We start from the raw sequence: 16,280 nt of genomic DNA, 5'->3' as shown, positions 1-16,280 counted from the left end.
TCGCGAATGCCCGTTATCCGGCGTGCCATGGCGGGGCACGAGTTTCTCACATGGGGCCATTGCGCAAATCCGCCCACCGCAGCAGCGCTCCTCCGCTCGGCGCTTCGACGGACCGACGCCGAGCACGTCAATGTCCGGTATTCGGCCTCCAGCGTGAATTCCTCAGCTATGGCCGAATGACAGCAGCCGCTGCATCGCCGACATAGACCCAAGAGGCTCGAACGGCAGGAGTGGGTCGATTGCTGGCCGACGCGAACGACCGCTCACGGGTATCTCAGGTTTGTGGCGCTGCCCCATCAAGTCTGCCATTCGGTGACAGGCCGCTCACAGCCTGAAGCTGCCAGCTAAGAAAACTTGCCAGCCGGGAATGCTAGAAGGAGCATCGAGGCTTCTTGCAAAGGCCAACATTGACCAATCACTACGAGTGCGACCTTAACTTGCGCCATTGTTCTTCTGGCCCAAGCTCTCGGTACACGTAACCGACCTTTTCTTATGATTTTTGCCTGCTGGTACATAAAGGTGCCCGGTACTAAGCAGTGGGCAAGAATTCCATTAGAGAGAACAGTCGGTTGGCATTGGCATACACATGGTAATTCCTGGCGACAGCGTAACTTCCAGGCTACGTCATCATTGGCAAAAGATGCAGCAAAAGTGGTCGGCATGCTTTAGGCTATTTGGGGGGGAATTTCTGCTGCACCATGGAGGCCATCATGCTGATTTACGTTAGCAACTGCCGTCAAGCACCAAGCGTTGAGTCGCAGGCCGAAGTTGACCTGTACCACTGGCGCATCCTGCAACTAGGCTCTGGATTACTGCGCATTGCTGCACAATTGGACTCAGGGTCATTTCGAGTGACAACCTCACTTAGTGCTATCGATCTTCCTCGGAGGATTGTCAGAACCGAATCCGGTCGAAGATATCGCTTGTGTGCACCTCCAGAGGAGGATCCATGCTTGACTATGTTGATGATTGCCAATGTTGCACGTGGGCCCAGTGCGATCACGCACGATGTGAGTGAGGTTGTATGGAGTGCGGTGGAAGCTGGTGCGTGGCTAAGCGAAGGGGAGAGCTTAATTCCTGCGATGCAATAAGTTTGGCTGCGTTGATCGAGGTCAGACAGACAATTCACGCTTGTCAAACCCGTGCCATGCGCGTGGAGGGATTATGGAGTGCTAGCTCAAATTGCGAGTGATTGTGTGCTAGGTTTCGGACATGGTTCTGACTTCCCTTTCCAACATTGATGCTATGCAGAAAGTTCCTGCATGACGCTAGCGTCATTAGGCCGATCAATGAGGCTCTGAGGTGGATCTATAAGCGTCGGGCGCCACTTACGGCTGAAACCGTGAATAGCCTTGACTTTTTGTTGAGACTTTCTTGGAATGGATCCATGAGGATTTTAAAACTCGAGTCGATTCAGACTGTGCTGCTCACAAGAAGAAATGAGCTAAATTGACCGACTGTGCCGGTCGCGGCTGATCAGCATGCTGTTGCTATGAATTCGTGTTGGACTGCCTCAATAAAAGCATTTATTGCTTAGCCGTGAAGTAATATTAATTACGGTATTTTCAATGGAAGATGATATTCTGGTGGATATCTCTTTATTTTTCCTTGCTTTAGTACTTCCCATGCGTAATCAAACTCATACTTTATTCTAATCTGGTCTTCAATTAATTCCTGATCAATAGATGAGTTGTCGATTATTTCTAGAATAGGATTGAAAGCTGCTTGTAAATCCCATCCATAATTTCCATTAAGTGATTTTCTTGCATGAAAAATTATTTCTATTGTTTTTATATTAGCATGGTCTAAATTACCTACATCGCTTAATCCAACCATAAGGTAATGATGCAATGTTGAATACATTGAGAGTGGGTATGTATATCTCAAGTTTTTGTATTTTATTTTCTGGAGAAAAACTTCTTTGATTTTCTCAAAAATTTCTTCTTTTACTCCACTGATGTGAAAGAATTCAGAATTAATTGCCAGATATCGATAAATATATCTGCTCCACTCATGTGCATCTTTTTCATTATTAGATATATAGCAGTTCTGGCACATTAGCATCATAGCTGCAAGGGCGTCTAAGTTATGTATTATTTCAAGTTTGTGGGCTAATCTTCGAATTCCAGGGTTTCTTCCATTGCGGAAATTATTTCTCCATTTTTCGACTACTAGCTTAACCTCTGCACTTAATTTTGATTCTATTTTAGATATTTGATTTTGATTTATTGAAGTATTTTTTAGAATTACCCAAAACATAGAATTAATCACCTGTGCGCTTCCAGGAAATAGGCGATCGGCGGTGTTGACAAGTGTGGATCGAGGCCGATGTTGGCCTTTTTGATATTTGGACCACTTGTTTCGGTGATGGCCGATCCCTTCCTCAGTTCTCCAGTAAGCATCACTCTCGATTAGGCGCCCCAGTGCATAGGCGCTTTTGCTCTTGCTTAGGTGTTGGAGGTATCGGACCCAAGCCACGGTAGATAAGACATCGACATCACATCGTCGCGCCTTTTTCGTTCCTGGATCTTGTCCCAAGTCAGGGGTGGGAGTGACGGGTAAAGGCAACGATATGTCTTTGTTTTCAACGGCTTGCATAGCTTTTTCTGAGATGAAAGCGGGTAAATTTGGACCCTATATGCCCCCTCGACTATGCCGCAAAGCATCTTTAGGATGGTGACAGAGCGAAACTAAGTGAGACAGGCGCTATGCGAGACAGCGGTGACCACCCAATCAAGCGTGAAGTGCTAGAGGAACTGACGGCTAGGCACGGTCTGGTGATGGGGGGGCGAGATCTTCAGCAGGCACTCGGTTACCCCAGCCCAGCAGCCTTTCGGCAGGCGGCATCACGAGGAAATTTACCTGTAGCTGTGTTTGGTATGCCGAAGAGGCGCGGTCGGTTCGCGCTGACTCATGAGGTCGCTACGTGGATATGGAAGTGCAGGCTTGGTGCAACCGAGCCCTCCGCCGCTTGTAGCGGCGAGACCTGTGATGCAGAGCACATGAAGGACTGCTAGATAGCTAGCGATCGTTATCGAGCACCAGAAAACTGATGTTCCTAACCTCGAGACACAAGGAGAAATTCACCACCAGAAAAACAAACGCCAATCCCCTTTTCAGAAGACTGGCGCTGCTCGGTAGCTCAGGATAAGAGACCACCTAGGATTGGAAGCCCTAGGTCGGAATTTACTCCTGTGCTGCTGGCAACGTCAAGCCATGCCTGCAGCATTTTTGCTGCGGGCTGGATCAACTCATCCTCGCAGACAGGAGTTTTCATGACTCATAAGGCACCACCTTCCCCCAACTCATCAAGAAGTGGGCTCCATCCATGGCCGATGGTTGCAGCTTCATGCTGCTGGAAACATACCCAGCTCGAGATCCCGCTTCGTCGTAGTAGCTCTGAGTGCTCAGGTTCAGCGTCGGCCCTTGAGACAAGAACAGCGGCTCTTATCTCTTCTTTCAGGAAGTTGCAGGCGCAGGCTTTTGTCAGCCCTTGTTTGCTTGTTGATCTCACCAGAAGTGACTTAAGGAATGAAACCTGGGACTTTATGAAGGAGGTCGAGCAAGACTTGGATGTGGCAAATGCGTGGGTTCATGAGAGAGCAACCAGCTCAATGGCAATAGGGGGCGATGATCGATTGCGCCTGGTCTCCTCAAGACATGGAAAGCATCGCAAACACCGGGGTGCCGGACTCCCCTTCCTTTGCCCAACTTGCCGCAGCTAGGAGAGAACCATGGAACCCTCGACGAGAAAAGTGGTTCAGCGTTCGCCTGCCCATACCGTGCGGTTGCTGCACCTCCCACACCTTCAGCCCGAGGCAATCGAAGCCGACTCCTCGGTTGAGCGCGACTTCGTGCATTGCGCCGCGCTCTTTCCCAATGTCACATCAATCAAATCTCAGCCTTTCAAACTCACTCTACCCTCGGGAAAAAAGTACACACCTGACTATCTGGTGACGTTCCAAGATGGGTCACGGGCGGTAGTTGAAGTCAAGCCAGAGAAGTTTGTGGCCTCTTTCCAGGCGCACTTTGAACAAGTTCGTCTGAAGCTGAGTACATCTGGTATCCCCTTTCTTCTGGCCTTAGACAACGTGCTGCGTCGCGAGGGGCTAGCGGAGCGCGCGCTTTACATCCGCCGGTATGCCAAAGGAGCTTGCGACGCCGAGGCGATGCACAAATGCAAGGCGCTACTGGAGCAAGTGGGGGACCATGGGCTTCCAGTGAAAGAGCTCACTGAGGCTGGAATCAGCCAAGCAACCATGCTTTACATGGTGACGCGTCGTCAAGTGTTGCTCAGTGCAGACCTGCACTACGAAGGCAATGCGAAGGTGCGGTTGTTTAAGCAATCTGTTTCGGGGGAGAACCATGCAATTCGCTTTGCAAACTGGCTTGACGCTTAGAGCGGGCCAACGGACCCTGGAACTCACCAGGGAATTACCTGATCAAGAGTACCAATTTGAGGACGTGATTACCCGTCGGGCTCTGATTTTGGGCGTTGCGGAGCTGATCCATCGAATCTATAGCAAGGAATACCAAGTGGTGCTGGGAGGTGCACCCGAAGGTCGGTTTGCTAATAGAACAGTGGTTTCCGTGCTGGACTTAAGTGCCTTGAAGGAGCACGAGAGATCCGAATTGGAGCGCCGACTTGATTACGTCAGTCGCCTGCGACGACAGGGCATTACAAAAGGGCAACGCAAGAAGATCGAAGAAGCCATCGCCAAGTTGGCCAACTCTAGAGGCGAGGCGGTTCCATCGGCAACCACTGTGATGCTCTGGATGCGCAACTATGAAATCTCGGGAAATAACGCACTTGCTTTAGTTAACAAGCACCGCATGCGAAAGAGAGCACGGCGCTTGATCGACTCTGTGGAAGACGTTATCTGGAGGATGCTGAAGCAGCACTACCTAACTCCACATAGGAACTCTTTGAGGTTTACCTACGACCAGCTTGAGAGCGAGCTCAAGCGCTTGGTGAAGAGCGGTCAGTTGGAGCAAGACACGGCTCAGGTGAGCTTTCCAACTTTGGCACGCAGAGTTCAGGACATTGATCTGTATACGCGAGTTGCTGCTCGTGAAGGTGTGGCGAGAGCTCGGATAGTTTGCAGAACGGCTTTCCCGGAGGGAGTAGCTGCGTATCCGTACCAGCGAGTTGAAATTGACCATACCCCGTTGAACTGGGTCGTGATTTGTGACCGTACAGGGCTACCTTTGGGGAGGCCTGTTTTGACGGTGATGATTGATGCGTACTCGGGCTACATCCTTGGTTTCTATATCTCCTTTTATGGCCCCGGGCTGACTTCTGTATGCGGAGTGGTTCGTAATGCGCTTTTGCCCAAGGCCCCGCTTTTGCATGGGCTCGATCTCCAAAGTGATTGGCTATCCATGGGGCTTGGCGATGAGTGGGTGATCGACAACGGGCTCGAATTCCACTCATTCGGGTTCAAGACCATGGCGATGGCACTGGGCGTTGACTTGATGTACTGCCGTGTCAGGACACCATGGCTCAAACCGCACGTTGAGCGCTTCTTTTCCACGTTGAACACCTTGACATTGATGAAGGGGCGTATTCGCCCATCCGTGGCCAACGTCGCAAGGATCGACCCTTACAAGGATGCCTCGATCACTTTCAGCGACTTGGTTCGTGGCTTGCTCATGTTTGTGGTGGATGTGTACCCACATCAACCGAACTGGAGAAAGATGGCAATGCCTTATGAGTTGTTTGCTGAAGGAATACAGCGTTGCCCACCAGCTACTTTTCCTGGCAGCTTGGAGCAATTGACGTGGGCTTCAGGAATGTCAAAGCAGTTGACTCTGCATCAGGGAGGAATCGGCTTCCACGGGTTGCCCTATGGCAGCTATGCCTTCAAAGACATTGTCAAGAAGTATGGGCCGAAGCAAAGACTATTGTGCAAGTTCGATCCTGATGACATCTCCATCATGAAGGTGCTGGATCCCGACGGGCTGTCATGGCATGACGCTGTATGCCGGTGGCCGGCCTATGCCAGGGGTTTGAGCTTCAATCAGCACCAACTGATCAGGAAGTTCGCAAAGGCGGATTTGAGCTCTCCAGAGAGGTATGAGTCGTTGCTGGCTTCTCGTCAACGGCTGCATGAGCATTGGATGGAGGCGACAAATCATCGAGGGCGGGCAGATGCACTGCGCGCCGGGCGCTATGCAGACATGACATCCCACAAGGTCCTATCGAGCTCGGATTCGTCGCCCCAACTGCCGCTCTCTGAATCGAAACAACTCATTGTTCCTAGTGAATACCGAATCTCTGAGAAAGAAATTCCAGAGTTCGAATCTCTTGCGTTTTAAATCATGCGAAACGACCAAAAAAAGATATTCGACCAATCCATGCAGCTTGATGCCCCCGATCCGGAGCAACTGGCATTGGATGCTCGTCGCTTGTCTACGTATAGCGTGGGTGCTTTGCGCGTGGCAACAGAAGCTGATCGAGCGTTTGTACTGTTTCCGGATGCGGTTCGTGCTCTCAAGGCACTAGATAGGCTATTCCAGCTGGGAACGGAGTTCAGCATGCCTCAAGGAATGTGCCTGATCGGCCCCAGTGGGGTTGGCAAAACTGATTCATTCAAGTACTTCCGGGCGTCATTGCCGCAGTCCGCACTTTTCTCGCAAGACTTTGCTGCGATTGGTGTGCGGGTGCAAAGCAGGCCGAAGACTGGGCATCTGGTACAGGGCATTTTGAAGGCTCTCAAGTATCCGTTTGCTGGTGGTTCTGGCAAGCAGTTGTATATGCGACGCTTTCTGGTGTTTGACGCCCTGAAAAATTGCAAAACACGTCTCATCTGGATCGATGAGGCACATCACTTGCTCTATCCGCGGCGTGTCTCTGCCTCCAGCGATTTGGAAAACGAGGCGACGGAATTCCTCAGAGAACTTATGGACGAATGCAACATTAGTTTGGTTCTTGCTGGAACCTCTGAGCTAGATACCTTGCCTGATGCCGCGTCTCATCTTGCTTCGCGAGTCCCTATCCGAGAGGAGATGAAGAACTTTACCTCGGACGGAAACTGGGTTGGCTTTGTTCGTGCCTTTGCAAAGCAATGTCAGTCGTTTGATCTTGGGTACATTCATGCTCCGGAAGTGGCGATGCTCTTGCATTTGGCCACCGATGGAAATCTGCGTGCTTTCAAAAGACTGATGACGGAAGCCATCCTTATCGCGTTTGACCGTGGTCACTCTGCGGTGGACAAGGAGGCTTTCTGCAGCGCCTTCAAACAAGTCTGTGGACAGGCAACTTTGAGGAGTAATCCCTTTGTCTGAAAGCCCATTTCCAATCTCCAGTGAGTTGCGCGACGACGAATCAGGTCTTGGCTTCTGTCTACGCTCTGTGGCCATGAATGGAGGGAGGCTGTCAGCCCTGCATCGGCTACTTGGTATAGGAGCTTCGGAACGACTCAAGTCTGTACATGCCCCACGACTTGCGCAATGGTTCGGCGTCGACAAAGCGAGGCTTGCCCATCGTTTGCCTGCAACTTTGCCGCGGTCTATGGGGGCACGACGGGCATGCTATGGACACCTTTTTCGTCAGCCGGGAGTGTTGCGGACGAACCAGCCTCAGGTATGTCCGCAATGCGTTTTTGAGAAGGGATACTTGCTCGATGTATGGGATTTGACACTTTCGACATGCTGCCTGGAGCACGGCCTGTGCCTGACAGGAATATGTCCTCAATGCCAGGCAGTGATCAAATGGGATCGTAAGGGAGTGCAGTGGGGTGGATGTCGACATCACTTGGGCTGCACAGACAATGCAGTCCTGGCAACGCCTGAGCTTCTGTATGCACAGCGCATTTTGCAGGCTTCGCTTCGATCGGAGCCGTGTTCTGGTCTGGTAGAGGACACCGGCGTCCCGAGGTGGCTCACAGGTCTATCGCTTGATGGTTGGATGCAAGTGTTCTATGCGTTTGGCTTGTTGCCAAGCTCATGGTCACCGCTATGTCCGAGGGAGCTTTCTCGTTGTCTGGCTCCCGCTGACGCTCAAGAAGTCGTGAGACGAGCGCTTGGGCGCCTTCAAGCCTTTGCTGCCAGGGCCGAGGATGACGGTGCATGGGCCTCTTTGGTTGCGCGCGCACCACTAGTGAGCTTGATGACTTGTCCGACAGGCTACCAGGATGAAGCCATTGGTCGCCAACTGTTTCAGTGGATCTTTGGCCAAAAGGAAATGGATCTAGTGGTTCGCGGATACCCGGAGCTAGGACAGTTGGATCTGTTTGAAGGGGCTGCCACATGAGACGTTTGGTTGGCATTCCTCCTATTCATGGCTATGAAAGTCCTGCCTCTTGGCTCACCCGGGCAGCATTGAGCCAAGGTGTGGAAGTGAAGGAGTTGATGACGTATGTGGGGCTGCCGGTAAAGCGTGATCCGGACCTGACGCTGGCGGGAAATGCTCTTTGGAATGTGGCGAACTTAACCGGACAAGCTGTCTCATCCTTTGGCTTCGCGGAACATATGTTCTCCGGCGTTCGCAGCATCGATCCTACGGGTGAAGATTTTTTGCTCTGGACAAAGAATGGAATGCCTCGATACAGGTATTGCTCGTCGTGCTTGCATGAACCTGGATGCAAGCATTTTCCTCTGCACTGGCGATTTAAAGCTTGGCGTTGGTGCCCTATTCACGATTGCTTGCTAGGCGAGAGTTGTCCTCATTGCAGGTGTGATTTGCAGTTGCCTGGAGACATGCTCAATGCGGGATTGAAGCGAGAGGGGGTCGCCCATCTGGGCCATTGCCTACAGTGTGCAGAGCGCTTGGACACTGGTTGGGATAGTACGCCACATCCTCTAAAAGAGGGACTCGTGGCAGGATGGGAAAAAGCTGTTCTTGAAAATGGAAGGGCTTTGCTGGCGGCCATCTTCCATCGACACTTTTTCATCACAGGTAATGCCAAAAGACACTCTCTCGATAGCCTGACGCGCTTCAAGAAGATGGGTGTTCTACCGCATGACCTTCTTTTGCTTTCCAACCAGTCTCTCCAGGTCAGGCGAAACCAGCGTAAAGCGACCTCGCGGAATCACCCTGGCTTCTATGAAGGGAGAAGTGCACGCGAGAGGTCATGAGAAATTGGCTCTCGCGTTCAAGAGAATCTGACTGTGTAATTCATCTAATTACTACTGGCATTGGCGGAGATATGCCGCCGATGCCAGTGTCACCGTCAAGCTAGGTTTTTATGGTTGTTGCGTCGTGTTGCCTCAGCAGGTCCAGGGCGACGTCGACAATCATGTCTTCCTGACCTCCGACCATGCGGCGCTTGCCCAGCTCCACCAAGATATCCACGGCCTTGAGTCCGTATTTGGCCGCCGCCGCTTCGGAGTGACGCAGGAACGAGCTGTAGACCCCGGCATAGCCCAGTGCCAGCGTCTCGCGGTCCACGCGCACCGGACGGTCTTGCAGCGGGCGCACGATGTCGTCGGCCGCATCCATGAGCTTGTAGAGATCCGTGCCGTGGTTCCAGCCAAGGCGTTCCGCGGCTGCGATGAACACCTCCAGCGGAGCATTGCCGGCGCCCGCGCCCATGCCGGCCAGGCTGGCATCCACGCGGTCGCAGCCTTCTTCCACCGCCACGATGGAGTTGGCCACGCCCAGGCTCAGGTTGTGGTGGGCATGCATGCCGGTCTGGGTTTCCGGCTTGAGGATGTCCTTGAATGCCTTGAAGCGATCGCGCACATCGTTCATGCCCAGAGCGCCGCCGGAGTCCACGACATAGCAGCAGGTAGCGCCGTAGCTCTCCATCAGCTTGGCCTGTTGAGCCAAACCTTGAGGGGTCTGCATATGGCTCATCATCAAGAAGCCCACGGCTTCCATGCCCAGATGACGCGCGTATTCGATATGCTGGCGGGACACGTCGGCCTCGGTGCAGTGGGTCGCCACCCGCACCACGCGCACACCGGCGTCGTAGGCGGCCTTGAGGTCGTGGACGGTGCCAATGCCCGGCAGCAGCAAGGTGGTGATCTTGGCGTGCTTGACCACGCTGGCCACGGCCTCTATCCACTCCAGGTCGGTATGGGCACCAAAGCCATAGTTGAAGCTGGAGCCTTGCAGGCCGTCGCCGTGGGCGACCTCGATCGAGTCGACCCGGGCCTCATCCAGGGCCTGGGCGATCTGTCTGGCCTGTTCCACACTGTACTGGTGACGAATGGCGTGGCTGCCGTCGCGCAGGGTCACGTCGGAGATGTAGATTTTCTTGGTTTGCGTCATGGTGTGTCGTCTCCTCAGGCGGCCACGGCGAGCGTCGCCAGCATGCGCTCGGCCATGTGTTCCGCAGTACGCAGACCGGCGCTGGTCATGATGTCCAGGTTGCCTGCATAGGCGGGCAGATAGTGGGCCGCCCCCTCAACCTCTAGAAAGATCGAGGTTTTCAGGCCCGTGAGGGCATTGCCCACGCCGGGGATGCGGATCGGTGCATCGATGCGGTCGAACTGCACCTTCTGCTTCAGGCGGTAGCCCGGCACATAGGACTGCACGGCAGCGGCCATCTGCTCTACCGATGCGGCAATGGCGGCCTCGTCGGCCAGCGCGCTCAGGGTGTAGACCGTGTCGCGCATGATCAGGGGCGGCTCGGCCGGGTTCATGATGATGATGGCCTTGCCCTTGGTGGCGCCGCCCACGACCTCGATCGCCTTGGAGGTGGTCTCGGTGAACTCGTCGATATTGGCACGGGTGCCGGGGCCGGCACTCTTGCTGGCAATCGAGGCAATGATTTCGCCGTAGTGCACCTTGGCCACACGAGAGACTGCGGCCACCATGGGGATGGTGGCCTGGCCGCCGCAGGTGACCATGTTCACATTCGGCGCGTCCAGATGCATGTCGCCGTTGACCACGGGAATGCAGTACGGGCCGATGGCCGCCGGCGTCAGGTCGATCATGCGGATGCCAGGCTTGAGGCTGCGCAAGAAGGCATCGTTCTTCACATGTGCGCCGGCGCTGGTGGCATCGAATACAAAGTCGATCTCTGCAAACCCGGGCATGCGCGTGAGGCCTTCCACGCCTTCGTGGGTGGTGGCCACGCCCATGCGGGAGGCGCGGGCAAGACCGTCGGAGTGGGGATCGATGCCGACCATGGCGCCCATCTCGATGTTTTTGCCATGGCGCAGGATCTTGATCATCAGATCCGTGCCGATATTGCCGCTGCCGATGATGGCAGCCTTGAGTTTTCGTTGAGCGTTTGACACGTGTCTCTTTCTTTAAATGCAGCCTAACGTGCGGGTAGTTTAGGTAGATTCCCTGTTTTATTGACATGTAAATCTGTTATTCAATTTTCGATATATTTAACAAGTTAAATATATTTATAAATCGCCTTTTTCGAGCTACATGACAGGTCTCTAATTACTGCATCGTCCTGTGGCGTCCATGCTTAGCGGCCAGTTCGTCCAGAGCCGTGAATAAGTCGATGTTGTGAGATTCTTGAAATTTGCACGCAGAGCTTGAGCTGTTGCGTCAGCTCAAGCATTTGGAAAAGCGGCCCGGTGTTTGGCTACTCCCACTAGAGGTCACAGTACTTGGTCGCGTCCCGTTCCGTGGTGTAGCTCCACTTCCTAAAGAAGGCTATGTGCACGGTACTCAGCGAGCCACTGCGCATAGCCGAGTGGGCCTGTATCACTCAAGGTCTGCAAGTCCTCCAATTGCAGTAGCGCCGGATGAGCGACCACACGTCGTTCCGCTAGAGCGTCATCGCGTCGATCAGTCGCGAGACAAATTGGCTTGTCTTTTATACGAACTGCAGCACTTTCACCAGTGGGGTAAGCGATTATAAATTCTAGAATGCAAGTTCTAGTAATATAAATCTACTGGAGGCTAAGTACCGCACATGCTGTATGTCCGAAAGACAGTCCAGTAACGATCCCCTGACAACTGAGCTTTGCCGAGCGCAAGGCGTATATCGAGCCGAGACAAGACATGACAACCCTGACCGAAGAAAACACTAGTAAACGAGTTAAGACGAAAAACTGGGACATCCACTATCACGAAGCTGGCAGTGGCCAGCCGCTGGTATTGGTTCACGGAGGTGGACCAGGTGCTTCGGGATGGAGCAACTTCCATCCAAACATGCCGTACTTGTCCGAGCGCTTTCGCGTATTCGCATTGGATCTGCCGGGTTGGGGCAAATCTCAGTCTGTGAAGTACGACCAGCGTGACAACAGCGGTGCACTGGCCGAGTTCATCGAGACATTGGGCCTGGGCAAAGTGGCGATCGTGGGCAACTCAATGGGCGGTTCGTCGTGTATTCGCCTGGCTTACGAGCGCCCGGATCTGGTGAGCCATCTGGTCACGCTGGGCTCATCGGCCGGCGTGCCGAGCATCTTTGACGCCACCGGCCTGAGTGAAGGCGTAAAGGCGCTGGAGGCGGCCTACTTTCAACCGGGTCCCGAGTCGATGCGCAAGTTCATCGCCACGATGGCGTTCGACACACGCCATGTGACGGACGCGTTCGTGCAAGAGCGTGTCGACATTTTGTTGTCCCGTCCAGACCATATCGAAGGCTGGATCAGCGGTCATGGCAAACCCATGGTGCGCATCGATCAGGCGCGATTGGCCGAGATCAAGGCACCGGCGTTGTTGATCCATGGTCGCGATGACCGCACGGTGCCGTTCACTTCGGGTCTGCATCTGGTGCGCCAGATTCCCGATGCGCGACTGCTGCTGGTCACTCGTTGCGGTCACTGGGTGCAACTCGAGCATACGGACGAATTCAACCGTTCCGTAGCGTCGTTCATCCAAGGTCACTGAGCGAATCCGATAACAAATGAACCTCCGGACGGCAAGTGCCGACCGGAACAGGAGACAGGGATACAGCATGATTACGTCGCTGGCATATTTCGGTGCGACATCTCCATCGTTCAAGGACTGGGAGCAGTTCGGGACCGAGGTGTTGGGCTGCGAACTGGCACAGCCGGGGCCCGATGGCGCGGTGCGCCTGCGTTTTGATGAGGTGGCCCATCGGGTGACCATTCACCCCGGCGAGAAAAACGCGGTGGCTTACATCGGCTGGGCAACGACCGGAGAGGAGGCGGCGCAGGTCATCGCCGATCGCATCACGCAATATGGCATCACCGCGCACCGCGCTTCGCCTGAGGAGGCGGCCGCGCGCGAGGTGATCGGCTACCAGTGGTTCATCGACCCGGCAGGCCTCCGCCACGAACTGGCATGGGGGCAGATGCGTCCACGCAATGTGTTTCGGCCAGGGCGTGCGATGACTGGCTTTCGCACCGGCGATCAGGGCTTGGGCCACGTCGTGCTGGCAGTGCCAGACCTCGCGAAGAGCGACCGTTTCTACCGTGATGTGCTGGGCTTCCAGATGTCGGACACAGTGGTGGACGGTCCGATCTTCGCGCACTTCTATCACGTCAATGGCCGTCACCATTCGCTGGCCATCGCCCGCTCTCCGAACGACCGGGCAGCGTTCCTGCACCTGATGGTGGAGGTCAACTCGCTGGAAGACGTGGGCCGCGCGCTGGACCTGTGCGAGGACCGAAAGGTGCCGGTCACCCGCACGCTGGGCTGCCACACCAATGACCAGATGACCTCGTTCTACCTGCAATCGCCAGCCGGATTCCGCATCGAATACGGATGGGGTGGGCTCGAGGTGGACGCGCACTGGGAGCCACGTTTCTACGACCGCACCAGCACCTGGGGTCACAAACATCAGCACAAAGAGTTGTCGCCGTTCCTGGAGATCCAGGCGCCTGCAGCCGCCGGTTGAGGCCGCACGCACACGTGCAGACACCGGACAGAAACCACATCTCAAGAGGATATAGAGAATGCATTCCGTAATCGAAAGTCTGCCCAAGCTTGCAGACGCTGTTGCGAACGAAGTCGACGCTGGAGAAAAGCGCGGCTACATCACTGATGAAGCGGCTCGCCTGCTACGCGATGCCGGCGTGGTGCGCATGCTGCAGCCTAAGGAGTTCGGTGGCGACGAGGCCCATCCCCGCGAGTTTTATCAAGTGCTGCTGGAATTGGCAGCGCGCGCTCCGTCCGTGGGCTGGGTGGGCGGCGTGGTGGGCGTGCATCCATTCGAATTCGCACAGACCGATCCTAAGCTACAGCAAGAAGTGTGGGGCGAAGACAAGGATACCTGGATCGCTTCGCCGTACGCCTTCATCGGCCGCGCCAAGCGTGTGGATGGTGGCTTCATTCTGAATGGTCAATGGCCGTTTTCTTCGGGCACCGATCATTGCAAGTGGGTCGTGCTGGGTGGAAAGGCTGAAAAGCAGGGCGGTCCCGAGAACGAATTCGTCGAACCATTCCACTTCATCCTGCCTCGCAAGGACTACGAAATTCTTCAGGATTCTTGGCAAGTCATGGGCCTGTGCGGCACGGGCAGTAAGGACGTCGTGGTCAAGGACGCCTTCGTGCCCGACTACCGTACGCTGGAAGTCGGCAAGCTCAATTCCCGTGAGTACGCCAGCAAGTACCAGCCGGGAAAGGTGCTGTACCAGGTTCCGTTCGATCTGCTGTTCCCCGGAGCGATTGCGGCGGCGTCGATCGGCATCGCCGATGGCGTGGTGCGTCACTTCTCCGACTACTCACGTGAACGTGTCTCGCGCATGGGCGTGAAAGCGACGCAGAACCCCTATCACATGTCGGCGCTGGGTGCGGCGATTGCCGATCTGGACGCGGCCAAGATGCAGTTACTCACTGACATTACCGACGCCTATGAAGTGGCCAAGCGCGGTGAGCGCGTGACGGATGCCATGCAGGCGCGCGCACGTGTTCACCAGGTGCGCTCCGTGCATCGCGCGGCTGCAGCTGCGGCCGAAGTGTTCAAGAGCGCGGGTGGTAATGCGAACCGCCTGTCCAACCCGATCCAACGCCAGTTCCGCGATCTCTCGGTGGCAATGGGCCACGCCTGCAACGTGGAAGACCCGGTATACGCGGCCTTTGCGGGCTCGCTGTACGGCATTCCCAAGCCGGCCGGCGTGATCATCTGATTGGTTTGTCGATCCGATGAGCGAATGGGGCAAGACAGTACGGGCACTGGTTGCCATGCTGGCGTGTCCCTGTGTGAAGTGAATTTCCACGCGGAGCTGACTGAAAATGGAAAACGTTCAAAGCCCAATCGACAGCGATCAGTTTCGCGCGGTGCTGGGTAACTACCCAACGGGTGTGGCGGTCGTCACCGGCCTTGACGCGGCGGGCGAGCCGATGGGCATGGTGGTGGGCACGTTCACCTCGGTGTCCCTCAATCCACCGCTGGTCGCGTTCCTGCCGATGAAGACCTCGCGTTCGTTCAACGTTCTGCGCGAAGCCTCTGAGCGTTTCTGCATCAACATGCTGGCCGCCGATCAGGAAGGCATCTGTCGCACACTGGCCGCGCCGGGAGAGCGCAGGTTCGAGGCGGTGAAGTGGCACGCGAGCCCGGCGGGCAATCCCATCATCGACGGTGTGGTGGCATGGATCGACTGTGAGTACGCGAACGTCGTCGATGGCGGCGATCACTTTATCGTGCTCGGTGCCGTCAAGACGATGGGGCTGGAGCGCGACGCCCTGCCGCTGTTGTTCTTCCAGCGCGGCTATGGGCGCTTTTCGACGGGACCGCTGATGCTGGTCAACGACCGTGACGTGTTCCAGTCGGTACGTCTGGCCGAGGCAGCGCGTGACGAGATCGAGGCCGTGGCCAAGGAACTGGGCATGGGTTGCAGCGTGGTCGCACCGGCTGGCATCGATTCCATCTATGTCGCAGTGGCAGACCATTCGAGTGCGCAGCGCGGCAAGAATCGCCTCGGCGCGCGTGCTCCACTGACGCCGCCACTGGGGGCGCTGTTCGTGGACAGCGTCAATGCGATTGCGGAGGATGCTTGGCTTGCGCGTCTTGGCAAGTGCAGCGAAGAAACTCGGTCGCGTGCCAGAGATCAGCTACAGCGCGTGCGCGAGCGCCGCTGGTCCATGTCACTGCTTGGCGACCAGAGCTCCGAAGCGCTAGATGCGGCGCTCGAACTGTACTCATGCCCGCACCGCACGCCGGAGCAGGAGCGGCGCTTTCTCTCAACCGTCTCCGCCATGTTCGATATGCACGAGCCGGTGCAGATTGAAGATGCGCAGATCTACCAATTGCTGCACCTGACCGTCCCGGTGCAGAACCAGCGCGGCGAGACGGTGCTGGCATTACGTCTGAGCGAGTTTCCGGCAGAACTGCCGGGTGCGAAGGTCAAGGCGCTGCTGGAGCGCTTGCAGGATGCGGCCCAGCGCGTCGAGCGCCTGATTGCCTGCATTCCTGAATGAGCCGGACCTGCCTGCTTGTTTGTCGCAGCCCATCTTAAAA

At 55.4% G+C, this 16,280-nt stretch carries 12 protein-coding genes; 9 read left to right on the top strand and 3 right to left on the bottom strand.

Features of this window, described 5'->3' with window-relative positions; translation table 11 throughout:
• Positions 1–1,554 precede the first annotated feature (1,554 nt).
• Positions 1,555–2,259, bottom strand: a complete 705-nt coding sequence (locus F0P97_RS22800) for a hypothetical protein (protein WP_182284430.1) — start codon at positions 2,257–2,259, stop codon at positions 1,555–1,557.
• A gap of 1,475 nt (positions 2,260–3,734) precedes the next feature.
• Between F0P97_RS22800 and F0P97_RS22795 the strand changes: the two genes are divergently transcribed.
• Genes F0P97_RS22795 through F0P97_RS22775 form a run of 5 tightly spaced genes read left to right on the top strand, consistent with a single transcriptional unit; the run spans position 3,735 to position 9,078 of the window.
• Complete coding sequence (locus tag F0P97_RS22795; RefSeq protein WP_182284429.1) at positions 3,735–4,400, top strand: TnsA endonuclease N-terminal domain-containing protein; 666 nt, start codon at positions 3,735–3,737, stop codon at positions 4,398–4,400.
• A complete protein-coding gene (locus tag F0P97_RS22790; RefSeq protein WP_182284428.1) occupies positions 4,366–6,318 on the top strand; it encodes an integrase catalytic domain-containing protein in 1,953 nt (650 codons plus the stop codon). The genes F0P97_RS22795 and F0P97_RS22790 overlap by 35 nt, the downstream gene beginning before the upstream one ends.
• Positions 6,319–6,321: 3 nt before the next feature.
• Complete coding sequence (locus tag F0P97_RS22785; RefSeq protein ID WP_182284427.1) at positions 6,322–7,287, top strand: TniB family NTP-binding protein; 966 nt, start codon at positions 6,322–6,324, stop codon at positions 7,285–7,287.
• Positions 7,280–8,254 carry a TniQ family protein gene (locus F0P97_RS28100; RefSeq protein ID WP_182284426.1) on the top strand — a complete coding sequence of 325 codons (975 nt, stop codon included), beginning with the start codon at positions 7,280–7,282 and terminating at the stop codon, positions 8,252–8,254. Before F0P97_RS22785 ends, F0P97_RS28100 begins: the two co-directional genes overlap by 8 nt.
• A complete protein-coding gene (locus F0P97_RS22775; protein ID WP_182284425.1) occupies positions 8,251–9,078 on the top strand; it encodes a TniQ family protein in 828 nt (275 codons plus the stop codon). Before F0P97_RS28100 ends, F0P97_RS22775 begins: the two co-directional genes overlap by 4 nt.
• Before the next feature lie 100 nt (positions 9,079–9,178).
• On the opposite strand, the gene dmpG is transcribed toward F0P97_RS22775, so the two are convergent.
• Together dmpG and F0P97_RS22765 are read right to left on the bottom strand one after the other, a co-directional pair.
• Complete coding sequence (gene dmpG / locus F0P97_RS22770; RefSeq protein ID WP_182284424.1) at positions 9,179–10,216, bottom strand: 4-hydroxy-2-oxovalerate aldolase; 1,038 nt, start codon at positions 10,214–10,216, stop codon at positions 9,179–9,181.
• 14 nt (positions 10,217–10,230) lie between these two features.
• On the bottom strand, positions 10,231–11,190 hold the full coding sequence (locus F0P97_RS22765) for an acetaldehyde dehydrogenase (acetylating) (RefSeq protein ID WP_182284423.1): 960 nt from the start codon (positions 11,188–11,190) through the stop codon (positions 10,231–10,233).
• A 724-nt stretch (positions 11,191–11,914) separates the two neighbouring features.
• Here F0P97_RS22765 and F0P97_RS22760 point away from each other — a divergent pair.
• From F0P97_RS22760 to F0P97_RS22745, 4 genes are all read left to right on the top strand, one after another.
• Complete coding sequence (locus F0P97_RS22760) at positions 11,915–12,745, top strand: alpha/beta fold hydrolase (protein WP_182284422.1); 831 nt, start codon at positions 11,915–11,917, stop codon at positions 12,743–12,745.
• 67 nt (positions 12,746–12,812) lie between these two features.
• Positions 12,813–13,718, top strand: a complete 906-nt coding sequence (locus F0P97_RS22755; RefSeq protein ID WP_182284421.1) for a VOC family protein — start codon at positions 12,813–12,815, stop codon at positions 13,716–13,718.
• 58 nt (positions 13,719–13,776) lie between these two features.
• Entirely contained in the window at positions 13,777–14,949 is a 1,173-nt protein-coding gene (locus tag F0P97_RS22750; RefSeq protein WP_182284420.1) for a hydroxylase, read from the top strand.
• Positions 14,950–15,055: 106 nt separating this feature from the next.
• Positions 15,056–16,240, top strand: coding sequence for a flavin reductase (locus F0P97_RS22745; protein ID WP_182284419.1), 1,185 nt, complete (start codon positions 15,056–15,058; stop codon positions 16,238–16,240).
• Positions 16,241–16,280: the final 40 nt, after the last annotated feature.

The sequence above is a fragment of the Comamonas testosteroni genome (genome assembly GCF_014076415.1).
Lineage (GTDB): Bacteria > Pseudomonadota > Gammaproteobacteria > Burkholderiales > Burkholderiaceae_C > Comamonas > Comamonas testosteroni_F.
The sequence above is the reverse complement of the archived record's forward strand: the minus strand, read 5'-3'. Positions and strand labels throughout refer to the sequence as shown.

What these genes read in the sequence shown, in the direction of transcription:
- F0P97_RS22795 (WP_182284429.1), top strand. Translation starts at nt 3,735, where the DNA reads ATGGAACCCTCGACGAGAAAAGTGGTTCAGCGTTCGCCTGCCCATACC.
- F0P97_RS22760 (WP_182284422.1), top strand. Translation starts at nt 11,915, where the DNA reads ATGACAACCCTGACCGAAGAAAACACTAGTAAACGAGTTAAGACGAAA.
- dmpG (WP_182284424.1), bottom strand. Translation starts at nt 10,216, where the DNA reads ATGACGCAAACCAAGAAAATCTACATCTCCGACGTGACCCTGCGCGAC.
- F0P97_RS22750 (WP_182284420.1), top strand. Translation starts at nt 13,777, where the DNA reads ATGCATTCCGTAATCGAAAGTCTGCCCAAGCTTGCAGACGCTGTTGCG.
- F0P97_RS22745 (WP_182284419.1), top strand. Translation starts at nt 15,056, where the DNA reads ATGGAAAACGTTCAAAGCCCAATCGACAGCGATCAGTTTCGCGCGGTG.
- F0P97_RS22755 (WP_182284421.1), top strand. Translation starts at nt 12,813, where the DNA reads ATGATTACGTCGCTGGCATATTTCGGTGCGACATCTCCATCGTTCAAG.
- F0P97_RS22785 (WP_182284427.1), top strand. Translation starts at nt 6,322, where the DNA reads ATGCGAAACGACCAAAAAAAGATATTCGACCAATCCATGCAGCTTGAT.
- F0P97_RS22800 (WP_182284430.1), bottom strand. Translation starts at nt 2,259, where the DNA reads ATGTTTTGGGTAATTCTAAAAAATACTTCAATAAATCAAAATCAAATA.
- F0P97_RS22775 (WP_182284425.1), top strand. Translation starts at nt 8,251, where the DNA reads ATGAGACGTTTGGTTGGCATTCCTCCTATTCATGGCTATGAAAGTCCT.
- F0P97_RS22790 (WP_182284428.1), top strand. Translation starts at nt 4,366, where the DNA reads ATGCAATTCGCTTTGCAAACTGGCTTGACGCTTAGAGCGGGCCAACGG.